Below are 16655 nucleotides of genomic sequence, written 5' to 3' on the forward strand. Positions count from 1 at the left end.
TTTAGTATGTTGATTTAGTGAGTATAATCTTTGTGCCATCAAGTTGCTCTACCAATAACTCCTGCTTTTTAATTTGTTCTGCATACCAGGTGATAAAGTGACATGTATCGGTGAACGTAGCAGCAGCGCGCCCGTTTATCGCATTTACCTCTTGCCCGACCCGTAACACGTTTGCAGAATTGTTTGCCGTACAATTTAAAGCGACCACCTGGATTTTTCTGCTATCGTTAAAATAGAAACCTGCATCGAAGTTCGTCGGCTTTTGAGGCGAAATGTGGTTCGGCAACAGCCAATACTTTAGCTCAGTATTGTTTAATATGACTTGATTAAAGTTCTTTCTCAAAAAAAACAGACCGATTTTGTTATGGGTTTGTTCCATGGCATTGACTTTAAAATTATTAAATGTTAATCCGCCAAAAACAACTGAATCTACAAAGAACGAAGTAGTTTCCTTTCCTATTGAGTTCGAATTTAAACCACTCGAAAAGCTCCTGCTTTTATATAAGCGTTCATTTAACTGTTTATTAATAATCTTTTTGGTGGTTTTGGCTTCGATATCCATGGTGCAATTGCCGCCGAAACCAAAATCTATCAAGACGTTATCGATTTCTATACCAGCTATGTTTAGATTTGAAAAGTGTCTGTTTGCAGTTATCTTTATCGGCATTTGCGTCATTCGATTTTGCGGTACAAACGGCATCTTTGAGAAGTAAACAATTTTTTTATCAAAGTCGAACTTCCAGTTCAACTTGTTGATTACATCGCCCCCCAGTAAGTAAAAGCGGTTACAATATAAAAAGGACATATCGGTAACCACGCTTGTGATATTTAAAAAAGAATGGGACCCAATTCTTAAACTATCAATTTTTGCTTGCTCTATTCTGGCAGTTTTTTTCTGGCTATCATTAATTTTTATTGATCCTATTATTTCAACTTTAGAGTCATTTATATTTTTACTATTTAAAACGCCCATGGAAGCGCCAGTATCAAAAGCGAAATTTGTCTTGATTCCATTTAAATAACCCTCTATTGATAATAATCCACTTTCTGTGCTGAAGTTTAAGCTATCTATTGCATTATTTTGTGCCTTTATGGTTTTTGCCAGGCAAAGAGCCATAAAAATTAGCCATAGGGATTTTGTCATATTTAATTCTTTACCTGTAAGATGTAAAATTTTGTTTAAAGGTTGCAGGGTAAATAGTAAAATGATTGTATTTGTTTATTTAGGTATAACCAAATTTACAAAATCAACAGGCTGCATCCGGGCATTGATGTGGCGCATGAAGCAAACAAGTAAATGCGATTGCTTTTGCATTTATAAATGAGATAATTACAACATTATCATAGCATTAAATAGTAGTTGATATAGTAGAATATCCATTTTTAAACACTATCTTTGCGCCAAATTTATAGGCGCATTTTATGCAAAAGATTAGAAATATAGCTATTATAGCACACGTTGACCACGGTAAAACCACTTTGGTTGATAAAATTTTACACTCTTGTTCTGTTTTTCGTGATAACGAGCAAAAAGGAGAATTGATATTAGATAACAACGATTTAGAGCGTGAACGTGGGATCACTATTGTATCTAAAAACGTATCAGTACAATATAAAGACGTAAAAATTAACATTATCGATACCCCTGGTCACGCGGATTTCGGCGGTGAGGTAGAGCGTGTATTGAAAATGGCTGATGGTGTACTTTTACTTTGCGACGCTTTTGAAGGTGCGATGCCTCAAACCCGTTTCGTAACGCAAAAAGCTTTGGCATTAGGTTTAAAACCAATCGTGGTGGTAAACAAAGTGGATAAAGAAAACTGTCGCCCGGAAGAGGTTTATGAGCAAATTTTCGAATTGTTCTTTAACCTTGAGGCAACTGAAGATCAATTGGATTTCCCGGTAATTTATGGTTCATCTAAACAAGGATGGATGAGTACTGACTGGCAAAAACCAACTACAGATATTTTCGCATTGTTAGATGCAGTTGTGGCTAACATTCCACCTGCACCAATTAATGATGGAACTTTACAAATGCAGATCACTTCGTTAGATTATTCATCTTTCGTAGGTCGTATTGCAATCGGCCGTGTTCACCGTGGTACTATTAAAGAAAACCAACCGGTTACTTTAATTAAACGTGATGGCAAAATCGTTAAAACGAGAGTTAAAGAACTTTATACTTTCGAAGGTTTAGGAAAAATCCGTACTCAGGAAGTTAGTTCTGGCGATATTTGTGCAGTTGTGGGTATTGATGGTTTTGATATTGGTGATACAATCGCTGATTTCGAGGCACCAGAGCAATTACCGGTAATTAGCATTGATGAGCCAACAATGAACATGTTGTTCACCATCAATAACTCGCCATTCTTCGGTAAAGAGGGTAAATTAGTTACTTCTCAACGTATCAAAGATCGTTTGATGAAAGAAATGGAGAAAAACTTGGCATTAAAAGTTGTTGAAACTGAAGGTGCTGATTCATGGTTAGTTTATGGTCGTGGTATTCTTCACTTATCTGTATTAATCGAAACGATGCGTCGTGAAGGTTATGAATTACAGGTTGGGCAGCCACAGGTTATTGTTAAAGAAATTGATGGTAAAAAACATGAACCGGTTGAGACATTAATTGTTGATGTACCGGCTGAAGTTTCTGGTAAAGTAATTGAATTGGTAACTCAGCGTAAAGGTGAGTTGTTAATTATGGAACCAAAAGGTGATTTACAACACTTAGAATTCGAAATCCCTTCTCGTGGTATTATCGGTTTACGTAACAACGTATTAACGGCTACTGCTGGTGAGGCGATTATGGCACACCGTTTCAAAGCTTACGAACCTTGGAAAGGTACAATTCCTGGTCGTTTAAATGGAGTGTTAATTTCTATGGATAAAGGTACAACCACTGCCTATTCTATTGATAAATTACAGGATAGAGGTCGTTTCTTTGTAGATCCGGGAACTGATATTTACGAAGGACAGATTTTAGGTGAGCACATCCGCGATAACGATTTAGTAATTAATATCGTTAAAGGAAAAGCATTAACCAACATGCGTGCTTCTGGTACAGATGATAATGCTCGTATTGCACCTGCAATTAAATTTTCTTTAGAAGAATCTATGGAGTATATCCAGGCAGATGAGTATATCGAAGTTACGCCGCAAAGCATGCGTTTACGTAAAATTCTCTTAACAGAGCAGCAACGTAAAAATAACGGTAGGTAGTTCGCTTGAATCATTATAATATCAAAAACCTCGATGTAAATCGGGGTTTTTTAGGTTTTAAAGATTTGTTTTTACGACCTCGCATGCCTTGGAACATTTAAGCAAGAAACAGGGGTATTTAATTTATAAAAAGTTAATCATTCGATTGTTTTTTAGTCAGCCTATTTTCATAAAACTTTTAGGAGTAAAAACCTAACACTTCTGTGGCAGTCCGGGTCTAAAGTGCATTTATTTTTGTACTAAGATAAACCAATCAACCATTATGATTAATAAGAGCCTATCCTATGTGGGGATATTTTTATTAAACGCAATTTCTCTTTTACCATTTCTTCTACTTTATAAATTAGCTGATGCTTTTTATATATTGATTTTTTACGGTTTTAAATATCGTAGGAAAGTGGTTAAGGAGAATTTATATAATGCTTTCCCTGATAAAAGCGCAGCAGAACTTAATGCAATAGAGAAAGAGTATTACAAATTCCTTTCTTCCTTATTTGTTGAGATCATCAAAATGAAGCGTATTTCAAAAAAAGAGCTCAATAAGCGTGTAAAATTCAAAAATTCAGATTTAGTCGAAGCTTATCTTCAGAATAATGAAAGCGTACTTTTTTGCTCTTCACATTACGGCAATTACGAATGGGTTTGCATGGCAATCGGATTGAATTTTTCGGGGCAGCATTATCCAATCTACAAACCATTAAGCAGCGAAACTTTCGACAATTGGTTTTTAGCCATGAGGAGTAAATTCGGCAATAACATGGTTGCCATGCGCCAGACTTTACGTGCTATCCAAGCCAGTAAAAACACCGCAAGCATGTTCACATTTGGTAGTGACCAGGCACCGGCAAAAGATGAGTCCATTTACTGGACAAATTTTTTGAATCAGGAAACATCCGTGCAGCTTGGCATCGAGAAAATTGCTAGAAAAACCAATCGTCCAATATTTTACCTCAAAATCAACTATTTAAAAAGGGGTTATTACGAAGTTGATTGTGTTCCGATTTGTTTACATCCTGATGAGACCCAAGAGTTCGAAATCACTGAAATGCATACCCGGTTTCTGGAAGAAATGATAGAGGAGAAGCCGGCTTATTGGTTATGGAGCCATCGCAGGTGGAAATACAAACCGGAGCGTAAGGCATTAAGTATTTTAGAAAATGACGGAGGCATTTCTGTTAATCTGGCTTAAATTTTTTAGGAACGAGTAAAAACGTAAATCTTTTTGAGTTTTTATCGTGTTTTCATTTTTGAGTTTAATTAATCTGATATGATTAAAAAAGGGATTTCCCAAATGGGAATATTTTTTTTAGGCGTATTATCATTACTGCCATTACCCATCTTGTATATATTAGCTGATATCAGTTACGTGTTAATCTATCGGATTTTCGGCTACCGAAAAAAAGTGGTTAGTGAAAACTTAAGCCGTGCCCTTCCAGAAAAAAAACTTGCCGAAATAAAAGCGATTGAAAAAAAGTTCTTTAAATATCTGGCATCACTTATCTTCGAAATTATAAAGATGAGTAACATTTCCAGGAAAGAAATACGAAAGCGATTTGTTTTTAAAAATAAAGAACTCGTACAAGCCTACCTGGATCGAGGGCAGAGTATCTTAATCTGCTCAGCGCATTACGGCAATTGGGAATGGGGAACTTTAGGCATTGGCTTGAATTTTCGTGCTGATCATTACCCGATTTATAAACCTTTAAGCAATAATACTTTTGATAACTGGTTTAAAGCTGTGCGTAGTCGTTATGGAAATAAATTAGTTCCGATGAGACAAACAATGCGGGCCTTGGCAGCCAGCAAAGGTAAGCCAAGTATTTTCAGCTTTGGTAACGATCAGGCACCATCGAAAGATGAATCACATTACTGGACAAGCTTTTTGCACCAGCAAGCTTCTATTCAGCTTGGTATCGAAAAAATTGCGAGGAAAACCAATCGACCTATTTTTTATTTCAAGGTTAAGGTTTTAAAACGGGGATATTATGAGGTAGATTGTGTGCCGCTTTGCTTAAATCCAAGAACGACAAAAGAATTCGAAATTACAGAATTACATACTCGTTTTTTAGAAGAAATTATCAGGGAGGAGCCTGCTTATTGGCTATGGAGTCACCGCCGGTGGAAATATACACCAAAAGAGAAAGCGACGAGTTTTTCGCATAAAGAATATCAGCAACAAGCATAATCTTTTACATTTGTCTTGGGAATCTATATTGATGAAAATCTTAAAAAAGACATTATTTTACTTCTTCCTTGTCGTACTTCTTATTTTCGCAGGTTTGTTTATCTGGCATCCATATTTAATGCGGGTTTTATGGTATCGTACCCCTGATGCTAATACTTACAAGGCTTTTCCACAAGAAATTGTACATAAAAGTGATTCGGTTTTTCATTTCTTTTCTGCTTCGAAAATGAGGGATGATCTTGATACTTTGAATGTTCGGGATGGCAATAAACAGTTTGGCTCTTTTGCTGACTATTTCCAAAATGGAAAATTAAGAGCCTTCATCGTCATTCGGAATGATAGCATTCTCTATCAGAAATATGCTGCGGGTTATAGTAACAGCACATTAACTTCTATATTTTCTGGCGCTAAAAGTATGGTTTCTATTTTGCTTGGTGTTGCTTTGGCCAATGGCGATATCAACAGTTTAAACGATAAGGTTACCGATTATCTTCCGGAGTTAAAATCCAATCAGGCATTTGATCATCTTACCATTAAAAACCTGCTGGATATGAAATCGGGATTGGAGTTTCAGGACGCATTTGGTGGTGTTCTGCAGGCATTTTTTTCTGACGAGGCGAAATATTATTATACAAATGATATGAAGGCTGAATTGATGAAGGTTAAGCTGGTTAATAAGCCCGGAACAGTCTGGAAGTACAAAAGCATCGATCCAATTTTACTCGGTTGGGTTATAGAAAAGGCAACCGGAAGTAAGGTGGCCAAATATTTTGAAGATAATATCTGGCGAAAAATAGGAGCTGAATACAATGCCTCTTTCGGATTAGACCACATTAGTGGTTTAGCCAACACTGCAAGCAGATTTCAGGTTACCGCTATCGATTTAGCTAAAATTGGTCGACTCTATCTCAATAACGGAAAATACAATAATCGTCAGATCATTCCAGCTGAATGGGTGAAACAATCCATTAGTATAGGTACTGAGCGATCGGCATCGGCAAAAGGCTGGCAGAAATCTGCTCATCATTATTTGTGGTGGATTCCGCAAGCTGGTGATAAGGGCGACTATGCGGCTGAAGGTATGCTTGGGCAAAGACTTTATGTCGATCCGAAAACGAAAACGATTATTGTTCAGTTCGCAGAAAGAGGTTCGGGCGATTATCCATATCGAAAAATAAGCAGGTATTTGGCTGGTTTGCCTTTCCGTTATCCGAACGGTGGTTAATGTAAAAGTACGCCAGGCTATGTCCACAAAGAACCAAAGCTTTGCGTCCTCTGCGCTTACTTTAAATTCTTTGCGGTTAAATTTTTAAACGCTACATTGCTTATCAATGGAAAACCAAGACGTAAAAATCCTTAAAAAGAAGCCAATTTTTCCGGTTACACCGGCTTTACAAAAATACTTGCGCACCTATCAGCGTGAATCAAAACTGCCAATTTCTTACAGCGATTTAATGCAGTTTAACGAGGCTTTTCCATTGATGGACAAATTTGGTAAAGATTCGCTTTGGGAAGGACCAATTTACGCACAGGACTTAATTGAGGAGTTGCACAACGGGTTAAAAGAAATTTATGCCAACTTAAAAGCTTCAGGAAATCTTCGCATCGTTGAACATAAATACATTGACAAAATAGAATACTGCACTTTCGGTAACACTCATCCGTTCCGAATCAGGATTGTAAATCGTTTGAATGATGTTTACGATTACTTTTATATAAAAAAAGCAGATGCTTCAAGGATTTATGGCTTAGAACTTGAGGAAATTTTGTCGCCTAACCAGGTTAATTATCTGGTTGACGGAGATACTTTGGTGGAAGAACATATTGCCGGTATCCCAGGTGATGTATTTACGAAAGGTCAACTTTATTCGCCCGAGTTTAATCCGACGCGTATTGCAAAGGAATTTGTTAAGTTTAACGAAAGGTGCCTGATAATGCTTTTAGGCGATATGAGGGCATATAATTTTGTTGTCCAGATTACACCCGATTTTGATGACATTCAGTTCCGCATAAGGGCAATAGATTTCGACCAGCAGTTCTATGAAGGAAATTTAAAGGTTTATTTACCTCAGTTTTTTAAGGAAAATTTACCTTACGTGAAAATGAGCATGGAACAACTTACCGAAAAAACGGTTTTGCAGTACCAGCAGGAAGAGCGATCTTCCATTGTCCATCGCGTTCGAAGCGAAAGGCACAGGTTAACAGACTTACGCGATGTTTCGAATCAGGAAGCGCTTACCACTCCCGAAAACATTGCTTTGCTTAAACAAGCTATGAGTGATTATTTTAAAGAACCGAATTATTTAATGTGTAAGACCATGACTGATATTATTGAATTGAATATAAAAAATATAATCAGGCAGGTTAGGCTTTAAAAATAAACGGCCGGTTAAATAACCAGCCGTTTTTTGAGTAATTTAGGAGAGCGTTCAAAGCGATTTAGGCATGCTGCCCCTCGTGTACACCTTCTGCAAATTCCTCAACAATTTTATCATTAAAAGCAGGTAAATCTTTCGGAGTCCGGCTGGTTACCAAACCCTGATCTACAACCACTTCTTCATCAGACCAGTCTGCACCTGCATTGATTAAATCTTGTGAAATATTTTTTACCGAAGTCAGCTTTCTTCCTTTAACGACATCAGCATTTATTAAAGTTTGTGGTCCGTGGCAGATTGCTGCGACAGGTTTGCCCGCTTCGAAAAATGATTTAACAAAAGCAATGGCGTCCTCATTTACACGTAGCTGGTCAGGATTTATGACTCCGCCAGGTAAAAGCAAACCATTATAATCATCAGCATTTGCCTCCGAGATGGTTTTATCTACATCAACTTCAATCGACCAGTGATCCTGATCCCATGCTTTAATTTTTCCACTTTTAGAGGAGATGATGTGAACGGTTGCCCCCTCTTCTTTTAACCTTTTTACTGGCTCGGTTAATTCAACTTCTTCAAATCCGCTTTCTGAAAGTACAGCTATTGTGCGGTTACTTAATTGTCCCATAATCTTTCTGTTTTTAATAGGTGATGTATTAAATACAGCTTTATAGGAATTTTTGTTTTTAAAAGTTAGGAATGGATTACAATTGTTGTTTCAGTATCTAATTCATTTATAAAAAATACTTCATAAATAATTTTACTTACTATGATTTTTATTTGTTGTGAATCTTTAAAAGATAAAAGAGGTAATTTCAGTTGAAAATATTCTTTTGTTTTATTTCTTTTGAATCCAATAGATTTAAGTAATCTTTTTTTTGCTTTAGGGAAATGGATTTCCCTACCCATTTGTTCATCTGGAGTAATTGAAATAATAAAATTATTCTTTTTGCATTCAAATTTCAGATACAGATTGATGGTCTTTTTAAGATGAAAAATAAAAGATTGAATCTTGCCCTCAACTAAATCAAATGTGGCGTCATCAAATTCCTGCCCATCATAGAATGGCATTACCTCCTGATTATTTAAAGCATCTAAGTTTCTTTCGTCGCGCTTTATTAGCTCATTAATGTAGTTTGAAATTTGGGGATTAATCGACAAAAGATTACGGTAATTTTCAATTTGCTCTTTAAGTTCTTTCTTCTTTAAATAATTTGAGTCTTTAAGGGATTTTAGAATGGTTAGTTGATTATTTAAAATACCCAAACCGTTTTGAAACTGGTTAGCGTACTTATAATCCGAAAATTGTAAGCATTCTGCTAAAAGTTCTTCAATCCTGGTCTTTTCCTCTTCATAATAAATAATGATTTCGTTCAGTTCTTCGTCCATAAACTAATCATTAGTTCTTCTGTTTTTAAGAAAATAGAAACCCAAATTGGTAGCAATGACAATGTGGCTCAGCAAGTTTGGAATTAATCCATAGTATTTAGAAAAAATCTGAAATCGTTCTTTTAAGCTTTCGCGGTGTTTTTTCTTGCTCATGCCACCAACAAGATATTTAGCTACATAACGATGAACATTCACAATATTTGACGACTTTTTTGCCGCCTTAATTATCCAGTCGATATCTGAGCTGTATTTATATTTTAAATCGTAAGGTACAGTAATGCTTCGTTTAATGTAAATTGCCTGGTGACTAACATTCATACCGAACCTAAAGCTTTTCCAATCGAAATTTTCCGGAGCCTCGTGTCTTCTTCGCCCTAAACTTTCCCAATTGTCATTGTACATTTCCGTTTCACCATAATAAATATCGGCGCCCGGAGCGGAGGCAAATACATCTTCAACTGTATGTTCGTCGTAAATTTCATCGCCCGAGTTCATAAATAAAACATAATCGCCAGTCGCCACTGCCAGGCCCTTGTTCATCGCATCATAAATACCTTTATCGGGTTCGGAAACAATTTTGGAAATGTTTGCTTTGTATTTTTCAATGATTTCTAATGTACCATCAGTAGATTTTCCATCTATAATGATGTATTCTGTGTTTTTGTGGGTTTGATTTAAAACAGATTTTATCGTTCGCTCAATGTCGCGAACATTATTGTATACAATGGTGATAACGGTTAATTTAGGCATGCTAATCCATTAATTTTTTTAGGGTTTCAACATCAGGTAAAACCCCTTTGTATGCTGCCGGCAGAACAGTACTTGTTTTGTAGGTAGAAACACCCATTGCCTTATTAAAATCCCTGAAAGAAAATTCGACTATCTTATTTTTTTTTTCCTTACAGAGAATAATTCCAATTGATGGATGCTCATGTGGCTGTTTTACATATTCATCTAAAGCTGAAAGATAGAAATTCATTTTGCCCATATATTCAGGCTTAAATTTACCGGTTTTCAATTCGAAAGCTACCAAACATTGTAAACGGCGATTGAAAAATAAAAGGTCTAAAAAGTATTCCTCTTCTTCTACAATCAGCCGGAATTGATTGCTGATAAATGCAAAATCTGAACCTAAAGACATTAAAAATTTTTTGATGTTTTGAACGATTTCACTTTCTAGAACCCGCTCGTCTTTATCGTCGTTATCTTCGATATTGATAAAATCCAGCAAGTACTCATCTTTAAATGACTGTAATGCTTTTTGCCTTATATCATCATTTGTAATTGTTTTTGAAAAATTGTTGGGTAAACTACCTGTTTTTTGAAAAGTTTGGTTATTAAGATGATTTTTTAAAGTGCTTAAACTCCAGAATTCTGATGCGGTTTTTTGAATGTAAAATATCCTTTCTTCAATTTTTTCAGTACCCTGTATAATTTCTAAATGATGAGAAAAACTTAATCCAAAAAATGATCTTTCTAATTGGGCCGACACTGTCGGTCTAAATGTAATACCCTCTAAGTCAATTTCTTGTAATTGGTCCGACAGTGTCGGACTAATTACAGTTTGTTCTTCCCAAGACTCAAAAAAGAGCCTCATTCGTTTTATGTTCGTTGCTGAAAAGCCTCTTAAACCCGGCAATTCCAATTGTAAATCTGCTGAAAGATTTTCAATTACTTTTGCACCCCATTTTTCTTCTTCAATTTTATGGGAAATAAATCTACCAACGGCAAAGTAAAGGGTTAAAAGTTCTTTGTTAACAAGAGCGGCAGCCCGATAGCGACTCTGAAGAATCGCAGACTTGAGCGCTTTAATATTTTCGAGATGGCTTTTAGATAGTTCCATATTATTTCGGTTGCAAATCAATCAATGTTTCATACAAATGAATATGCTCCGCGGCGATAACTTCTTCGGAAAAATCTGTTAAAATCCCTAACCTTGCTGCTTTCTGAATTTCCTCTTTGTTGGGGCGGTGGTAAAGCCACTCTATTCCATTGGCCAAGTCTGCAGCATTTCGATATTCTGCGAGGTAACCATTCTTTTGATGTTTAACCATATCAGGAATGCCGCCCGTAGTAAAAGCAATTACAGGAGTAGCGCAAGAAAGGCTTTCCATTACTGTATTTGGTAAATTATCTTCGAGTGAAGGTGTTATAAAAGCATCGGCAGCTGAATAACATTTAGCCAAATGTTCATCTTTATTTATGGTGCCCAGAAAAGTCGTTTTGAAAGGAAATTTCGGCATTTCGGCATTTTCTTTATTTCCGAAAATGACCAGTTCTATCTGCTCTTTGTCAATTCCTTTACGCTTTGATAAAATCTCCAGCGCCTCTATTAGATACGGTGTCCCTTTATGTTTATCATTTTTTGAGGGCATAAAACCACTCATCAATACAAATTTCTCCGGGTTGATTTTCAGAATTTTTTTAGCCTCCGTTTTAACATAGGGCTTGAAAATTTTGGTTTCGATGGTATTTGGAATTACCGAAGCCTTTCTGGTACCTAACAAACTGCTAAATTTGACCGAATTTGCCATCCAGTTACTCGGTGCAATAATATGAAAATTTAATGCCGTATAGGCTTTCTGTTTCCGCAACCAGGTTTTGTGCGACATATCATCTTTTCCGCTCAGCTTTAAAATCGGGCAATTACCGCATTGCTGATGGAAGTTTTCGCAACCATAACGTACGTGGCAACCACCTGTAAATGCGTTACTGTCGTGAAAAGTCCAGACAATTGGCTTCTCTAGTTCATCAAGCTCAGCTAAAAATTTTGGCGTAAGGAAGCCGTGATTTACCCAGTGCAAATGAATAACATCTGCATTTTTCACTTCTGGATGGTTTTTTATCGAACGGCCGAACCACTGTAAACTGAAAGGCGTTTTAACTGATTTGCTTAGCCATTTTGAATAATATCTTTCTGATAAAATATTGTAAACAGCTTTTGCTCTGTGAATAAGGGATTTGCTGAATGTGTCGATAGACGTATTTTGTCCGAATTTATAATATACCAATACTTTGGAATCGATGCCGCTGGCTTTTAAAGCATCGCTTAAGCGCAAACAAGCTCTTCCTGCTCCGCCGTTTCCATCATAGGTATTTAAGTGTATAACTTTCAAATCAATTCAAAAATACATTTAATTGTTTACGAATATAAAATCTGTTGTGTAAATTCATCCTAATATTTCATTGCTTTTTAATTGGAGGATGGAACCTTTGATGATTAAGATAAATCATTTAAAAAAATGGATGATTATTTTAATCAAGTTGGGTTTAACTTTCAAAGCCAAACAAACACAATCATGATCAAAACCATACTAAAATCGCTAGCAGCATTAGCATTTTTGTTGCCTTTCAACTCATTTTCTCAAGGCCAAACCTATTTTGCTTCCTATCCGGCACTAACGCCAGATGCACAAACCATTGTATTCAGTTATGATGGCGATATCTGGAAAGTACCGGTAAAAGGAGGGGTTGCGTCGCGGATTACGGCTATGCAGGGAGAAGAAATTAATCCAAAAGTTTCTCCTGATGGGAAGTGGGTGGCTTTTTCATCCAACCAATTTGGTAACCATGATATTTACCTGATGCCCATTAATGGTGGAGACATAAAACAACTCACTTTTAACGACGCCTCTGACGAGGTAGATAATTGGAGCTGGAACTCCAAAACAATTTACTTCACTTCAGGCAGATACAACTCTTTCTCAAGTTACAAAGTAGACATTACTGGTGGAACAGCAATTCGTTTGTTTGATAACTATTTCAATACCACACATCACATTGCCGAATCGCCGAGCGGAGAATTATTTTTTAACGATACCTGGGAAAGCTATCGTTTTAGTAATCGTAAACATTATAAAGGAGCATATAATCCCGATATCCAATCTTACAATCCCAAAACTAAAGCATATAAGCGTTACACCGACTACATCGGTAAAGATTTCTGGACAAGTGTTGACCAGAAAGGTAATGTGTTTTTTGTATCTGATGAGGGCAACGAGGAATACAACCTTTATACGTTTATTGGCGGTAAGAAAACAGGTTTGACCAATTTTGAAACTTCTATTAAGCGTCCATTTATAGCAGCAAATGGGACAAAGGTAGTTTTTGAAAAAGACTATCAATTATTTACTTACGATGTGGCATCGAAAAAGACGGAAAAAGTAAACATCAGCACATCAAGAAATCAGATATTGAGCAAAGAACAAGAATACGATGTTCGGGCCAATATTTCCGCTTTTGATGCTTCAACTGATGGCAAAAAAATGGCGTTTATTTCTAGGGGTGACGTTTTTGTAAGTGATGCTGATGGAAAGTTTATCCGCAAGATTACCAATAGTGGTGAGCGGGCAATGGAATGCAAATGGCTTGCCGATAACAAAACAATCCTTTTTAGTCAAACCTCCAACGGTTTTCAGAACTGGTTTACCATTACTGGCGATGGTAAGGGAACTATCAGGCAACTTACAAAAGATAAAGCCAATAACCGCGACATTACCTTAAATAAAACAAAGACGATGGCAGTTTATTTGAGTGGTAGAAATGAGTTGAAGCTGATGGACTTAAAAACCTTTGATAGCAAAACTCTGGTAACAGACGAGTTTTGGGCATTTCAAAATTCAGCGCCAAGTTTTTCTCCGAATGATGAATATGTTTTATTCACGGTTTATAAAAACTTTGAGCAAGACTTGGTTGTGCATAATATCAAAGGCAATAAAACGATTAATCTAACCAATACAGGCGTAACCGAAGCTGGCCCAGCCTGGTCGCCAGATGGCAAATACATTTTCTTTACAAGTGCCCGTACGAAACCATCTTACCCAACCGGAATGTCGAGTGCGCACATTTACCGCATGGCGCTAAACAATTACGATGAGCCTTACCGTTCTGATAAATTTGATGATTTATTTAAAGAAACCAAACCAGCCGAGGTTAAACCTGTAGTTGTTGAAACCAAAGCTAAAAAGGGAAAAGCCGATACGGCAAAAAAGGCTGAAGTAAAGCCGACGCCTAAACCAGCCGCTGTAATAACCATCAATACGCAGGATATCCTGGATAGAATTGAGTTGGTTGGACCAGCTTTTGGTGGCCAATTTGGAACGGATGTTTTTGCAAAGGGTGATAAAACATATGTTTTTTATTCATCGAACCATGAAGGTGGTGCACCAGGACTTTACCGCACTACGATTGAACCGTTTGAAGCAAACAAAACGGAGAAAGTTGCCGATGGGAGCGATTATTCGATCATCCAATCCGGCGATAAATTCTTTGTGTTATCCCGTGGCGTAATTAGTAAATACAATTTGGAGGGGAACAAGCTTGATAAAATTGATCATGCATATAAATTCACCAGAAACTTAAATGCAGAGTTCAATCAGATGTTTTACGAAACCTGGGTCGGTTTGGATGAAAACTTCTACGATGAAAAATTCCATGGCGTAGATTGGGATAAAATGAGAACGCGATATGCGGCTTATCTTCCCTATGTAAATAACCGCAGTGATCTAAGAATTTTATTAAACGATATGCTCGGAGAACTGAATTCATCGCATATGGGCTTTAATAGTGCTGGTGCAGAGGAAAGGAAAAACCTTACTTATACAACAAACGAAACCGGAATTGTTTTCGACAACGGAAACCCTTTAATGGTAGAGCGCATTGCGGCAAAAAGCAATGCTGCCCGTACCGGAACCAACATTTTGCCCGGCGATATTTTGACAGAAGTAAATGGAGTTAAGGTAGATGAAAAAATTGATCGGGATTATTATTTCAGCAAACCGTCGTTGGATAAGGAAATGACACTCACTTTTGACAGGAAAGGAAAGCAAGTGTTTGTCAATATTCACCCTGAAAGTTCAGGTGCTTTAAGAGGAAATCTATACGATGAATGGATTACCAACAACCGTAAAAATGTAGATAAACTGGGTAATAACCGCATCGCATACTCCTATATGAAAAATATGGGTGGTGGAGAATTAGAAACTTTCCTCTTAGACATGGTGGCTCAAGAAGAAAATAAAGATGCAATAATCTTAGATTTGCGTTACAACACGGGTGGAAATGTTCACGATGAGGTACTGAAATTTTTATCTCAACGACCGTATTTGCAGTGGAAATACCGTGGCGGGAAATTTGCGCCGCAAAGTAATTTCGGTCCTGCGGCTAAGCCTATTGTGCTGCTGATTAATGAGCAGTCATTAAGTGATGCCGAAATGACTGCCGCTGGTTTCAAGGAATTGAAATTAGGTAAAATCATCGGAACCGAAACTTACCGGTGGATTATTTTTACTTCAGCTAAGGGCTTGGTTGATGGCTCTTCATACCGCTTGCCATCATGGGGCTGTTATACGATGGATGGTAAAAACCTCGAAAGCGAAGGGGTTAAGCCTGATATTTTCGTGAAAAATACCTTTGAAGACAGACTTGCCGATAAAGACCCACAACTTGAAAAGGCAGTTGCTGAAATTTTGAAAGATTTAAAGTAAGGTTAGTCGGTTAATTGTTCGAATCGGTTAATCGTAAATGATGCAAAAGATTGTTTTATTTTAGGATTTTTATCTTTTAAACGTCCTGTCGATAGAACAACTTTTGTTTTCCAGCTATTAGCCATGCAATAAATAATTTAACCATCGATGAGCGAAACCTTCGACCTGTAGATCATTTCACAGTTGAACAGTTAACCAATTTAAATAAATAACCATTTTTTTCCGTTTCTTTGACGTTCGAAATTATTTGAAGATGGCAAATTTATTAACCGACAGGGCTTTTTGGGTAAATTATTGGGAAAGTAAAAAAGGGCTTGCAGTTCAGTTACCATCAAACTACTTATTTCATCGTCAGCTGGCTGATGTTATTGATAAAAACAAAGTAGAAACTGCAATTGAATTAGGCGGTTTCCCTGGTTATTATGCCGTTTTTTTAAAGAAGTATTTTAAGCTTGACGTTACACTTTTAGATTATTTCGTTCATCCTCCTGTTGTTAATGAGTTGTTGCAAAAGAATGAGTTAACAAGTAAAGACATCCATATCATTGAAACAGATTTGTTTAATTATGAACCTGAGCAGCAGTATGATTTAGTACTTAGCTGCGGTTTAATTGAGCACTTTAATGATACTGCAGATATCATCAATCGCCATATCGCCTTTGTGAAGCCTGGCGGAACGTTATTTATTACATTACCAAATTTTAAAGCTGTGAATGGCTGGTTTCAGAAAAATTTCGATAAAGAAAACTACGACAAACACAACATCGATAGTATGGATCCTGAATTATTGAAATCCATTTGTCAAAAGGCAGGTCTGAAAGAAGTAAATGTGAGTTATTTTGGAAAATTTAGTATTTGGTTAGAAAACGAATCCCAGAAATCAGTTGGTGTCCGCTTATTTAAAAAGCTGGCGTGGCTAACCGGAAAGGTATTAACAAAAATTATTCCTTTTGAGAGTAAAAATTTATCCCCATACCTTATATTAGTGGCAAAAAGATAGCGCTC

The 16655-nt window shown here is 36.7% G+C and carries 13 protein-coding genes; 7 read left to right on the plus strand and 6 right to left on the minus strand.

Features of this window, described 5'->3' with window-relative positions; translation table 11 throughout:
- Position 1: 1 nt before the first annotated feature.
- Entirely contained in the window at positions 2 to 1144 is a 1143-nt protein-coding gene (locus ASF92_RS01770) for an aspartyl protease family protein (protein WP_056086932.1), read from the minus strand.
- A 278-nt stretch (positions 1145 to 1422) separates the two neighbouring features.
- Between ASF92_RS01770 and typA the strand changes: the two genes are divergently transcribed.
- The 5 genes from typA (at position 1423) to ASF92_RS01795 (ending at position 7779) form a co-directional block, all read left to right on the plus strand.
- Positions 1423 to 3219, plus strand: a complete 1797-nt coding sequence (typA, locus tag ASF92_RS01775) for a translational GTPase TypA (protein ID WP_056086935.1) — start codon at positions 1423 to 1425, stop codon at positions 3217 to 3219.
- 262 nt (positions 3220 to 3481) lie between these two features.
- Positions 3482 to 4408, plus strand: a complete 927-nt coding sequence (locus ASF92_RS01780; protein ID WP_056086938.1) for a lysophospholipid acyltransferase family protein — start codon at positions 3482 to 3484, stop codon at positions 4406 to 4408.
- Between the two features lie 78 nt (positions 4409 to 4486).
- A complete protein-coding gene (locus ASF92_RS01785; protein WP_056086941.1) occupies positions 4487 to 5404 on the plus strand; it encodes a lysophospholipid acyltransferase family protein in 918 nt (305 codons plus the stop codon).
- A gap of 31 nt (positions 5405 to 5435) precedes the next feature.
- Positions 5436 to 6629: a serine hydrolase gene (locus ASF92_RS01790; protein WP_056086946.1), complete on the plus strand. Its 1194-nt coding sequence runs from the start codon at positions 5436 to 5438 to the stop codon at positions 6627 to 6629.
- Between the two features lie 106 nt (positions 6630 to 6735).
- A complete protein-coding gene (locus ASF92_RS01795; RefSeq protein WP_056086950.1) occupies positions 6736 to 7779 on the plus strand; it encodes a hypothetical protein in 1044 nt (347 codons plus the stop codon).
- A gap of 64 nt (positions 7780 to 7843) precedes the next feature.
- Here ASF92_RS01795 and ASF92_RS01800 read toward each other — a convergent pair whose 3' ends face one another.
- The 5 genes from ASF92_RS01800 to ASF92_RS01820 all read right to left on the minus strand — a co-directional run bounded on the left by ASF92_RS01800 (position 7844) and on the right by ASF92_RS01820 (position 12281).
- Entirely contained in the window at positions 7844 to 8404 is a 561-nt protein-coding gene (locus ASF92_RS01800) for a type 1 glutamine amidotransferase domain-containing protein (RefSeq protein WP_056086953.1), read from the minus strand.
- Between the two features lie 65 nt (positions 8405 to 8469).
- Positions 8470 to 9165, minus strand: a complete 696-nt coding sequence (locus ASF92_RS01805) for a hypothetical protein (protein ID WP_056086955.1) — start codon at positions 9163 to 9165, stop codon at positions 8470 to 8472.
- A gap of 3 nt (positions 9166 to 9168) precedes the next feature.
- Entirely contained in the window at positions 9169 to 9915 is a 747-nt protein-coding gene (locus ASF92_RS01810) for a glycosyltransferase family 2 protein (RefSeq protein WP_056086958.1), read from the minus strand.
- A gap of 1 nt (position 9916) precedes the next feature.
- Positions 9917 to 11008 (minus strand): YhcG family protein, encoded by a 1092-nt coding sequence (locus ASF92_RS01815; protein WP_056086961.1) that lies wholly within the window; start codon positions 11006 to 11008, stop codon positions 9917 to 9919.
- Between the two features lies 1 nt (position 11009).
- Positions 11010 to 12281: a glycosyltransferase gene (locus tag ASF92_RS01820; RefSeq protein WP_056086964.1), complete on the minus strand. Its 1272-nt coding sequence runs from the start codon at positions 12279 to 12281 to the stop codon at positions 11010 to 11012.
- A gap of 183 nt (positions 12282 to 12464) precedes the next feature.
- Between ASF92_RS01820 and ASF92_RS01825 the strand changes: the two genes are divergently transcribed.
- Complete coding sequence (locus tag ASF92_RS01825) at positions 12465 to 15650, plus strand: S41 family peptidase (RefSeq protein ID WP_056089073.1); 3186 nt, start codon at positions 12465 to 12467, stop codon at positions 15648 to 15650.
- Between the two features lie 253 nt (positions 15651 to 15903).
- On the plus strand, positions 15904 to 16650 hold the full coding sequence (locus ASF92_RS01830; protein WP_056086968.1) for a methyltransferase domain-containing protein: 747 nt from the start codon (positions 15904 to 15906) through the stop codon (positions 16648 to 16650).
- Positions 16651 to 16655 lie beyond the last annotated feature (5 nt).

The sequence above is a fragment of the Pedobacter sp. Leaf176 genome, from assembly GCF_001424305.1.
GTDB lineage: Bacteria > Bacteroidota > Bacteroidia > Sphingobacteriales > Sphingobacteriaceae > Pedobacter.

What these genes read in the sequence shown, in the direction of transcription:
- ASF92_RS01805 (WP_056086955.1), bottom strand. Translation starts at nt 9,165, where the DNA reads ATGGACGAAGAACTGAACGAAATCATTATTTATTATGAAGAGGAAAAG.
- ASF92_RS01815 (WP_056086961.1), bottom strand. Translation starts at nt 11,008, where the DNA reads ATGGAACTATCTAAAAGCCATCTCGAAAATATTAAAGCGCTCAAGTCT.
- ASF92_RS01770 (WP_056086932.1), bottom strand. Translation starts at nt 1,144, where the DNA reads ATGACAAAATCCCTATGGCTAATTTTTATGGCTCTTTGCCTGGCAAAA.
- ASF92_RS01795 (WP_056086950.1), top strand. Translation starts at nt 6,736, where the DNA reads ATGGAAAACCAAGACGTAAAAATCCTTAAAAAGAAGCCAATTTTTCCG.
- ASF92_RS01830 (WP_056086968.1), top strand. Translation starts at nt 15,904, where the DNA reads ATGGCAAATTTATTAACCGACAGGGCTTTTTGGGTAAATTATTGGGAA.
- ASF92_RS01810 (WP_056086958.1), bottom strand. Translation starts at nt 9,915, where the DNA reads ATGCCTAAATTAACCGTTATCACCATTGTATACAATAATGTTCGCGAC.
- ASF92_RS01825 (WP_056089073.1), top strand. Translation starts at nt 12,465, where the DNA reads ATGATCAAAACCATACTAAAATCGCTAGCAGCATTAGCATTTTTGTTG.
- ASF92_RS01780 (WP_056086938.1), top strand. Translation starts at nt 3,482, where the DNA reads ATGATTAATAAGAGCCTATCCTATGTGGGGATATTTTTATTAAACGCA.
- ASF92_RS01790 (WP_056086946.1), top strand. Translation starts at nt 5,436, where the DNA reads ATGAAAATCTTAAAAAAGACATTATTTTACTTCTTCCTTGTCGTACTT.
- typA (WP_056086935.1), top strand. Translation starts at nt 1,423, where the DNA reads ATGCAAAAGATTAGAAATATAGCTATTATAGCACACGTTGACCACGGT.
- ASF92_RS01785 (WP_056086941.1), top strand. Translation starts at nt 4,487, where the DNA reads ATGATTAAAAAAGGGATTTCCCAAATGGGAATATTTTTTTTAGGCGTA.
- ASF92_RS01800 (WP_056086953.1), bottom strand. Translation starts at nt 8,404, where the DNA reads ATGGGACAATTAAGTAACCGCACAATAGCTGTACTTTCAGAAAGCGGA.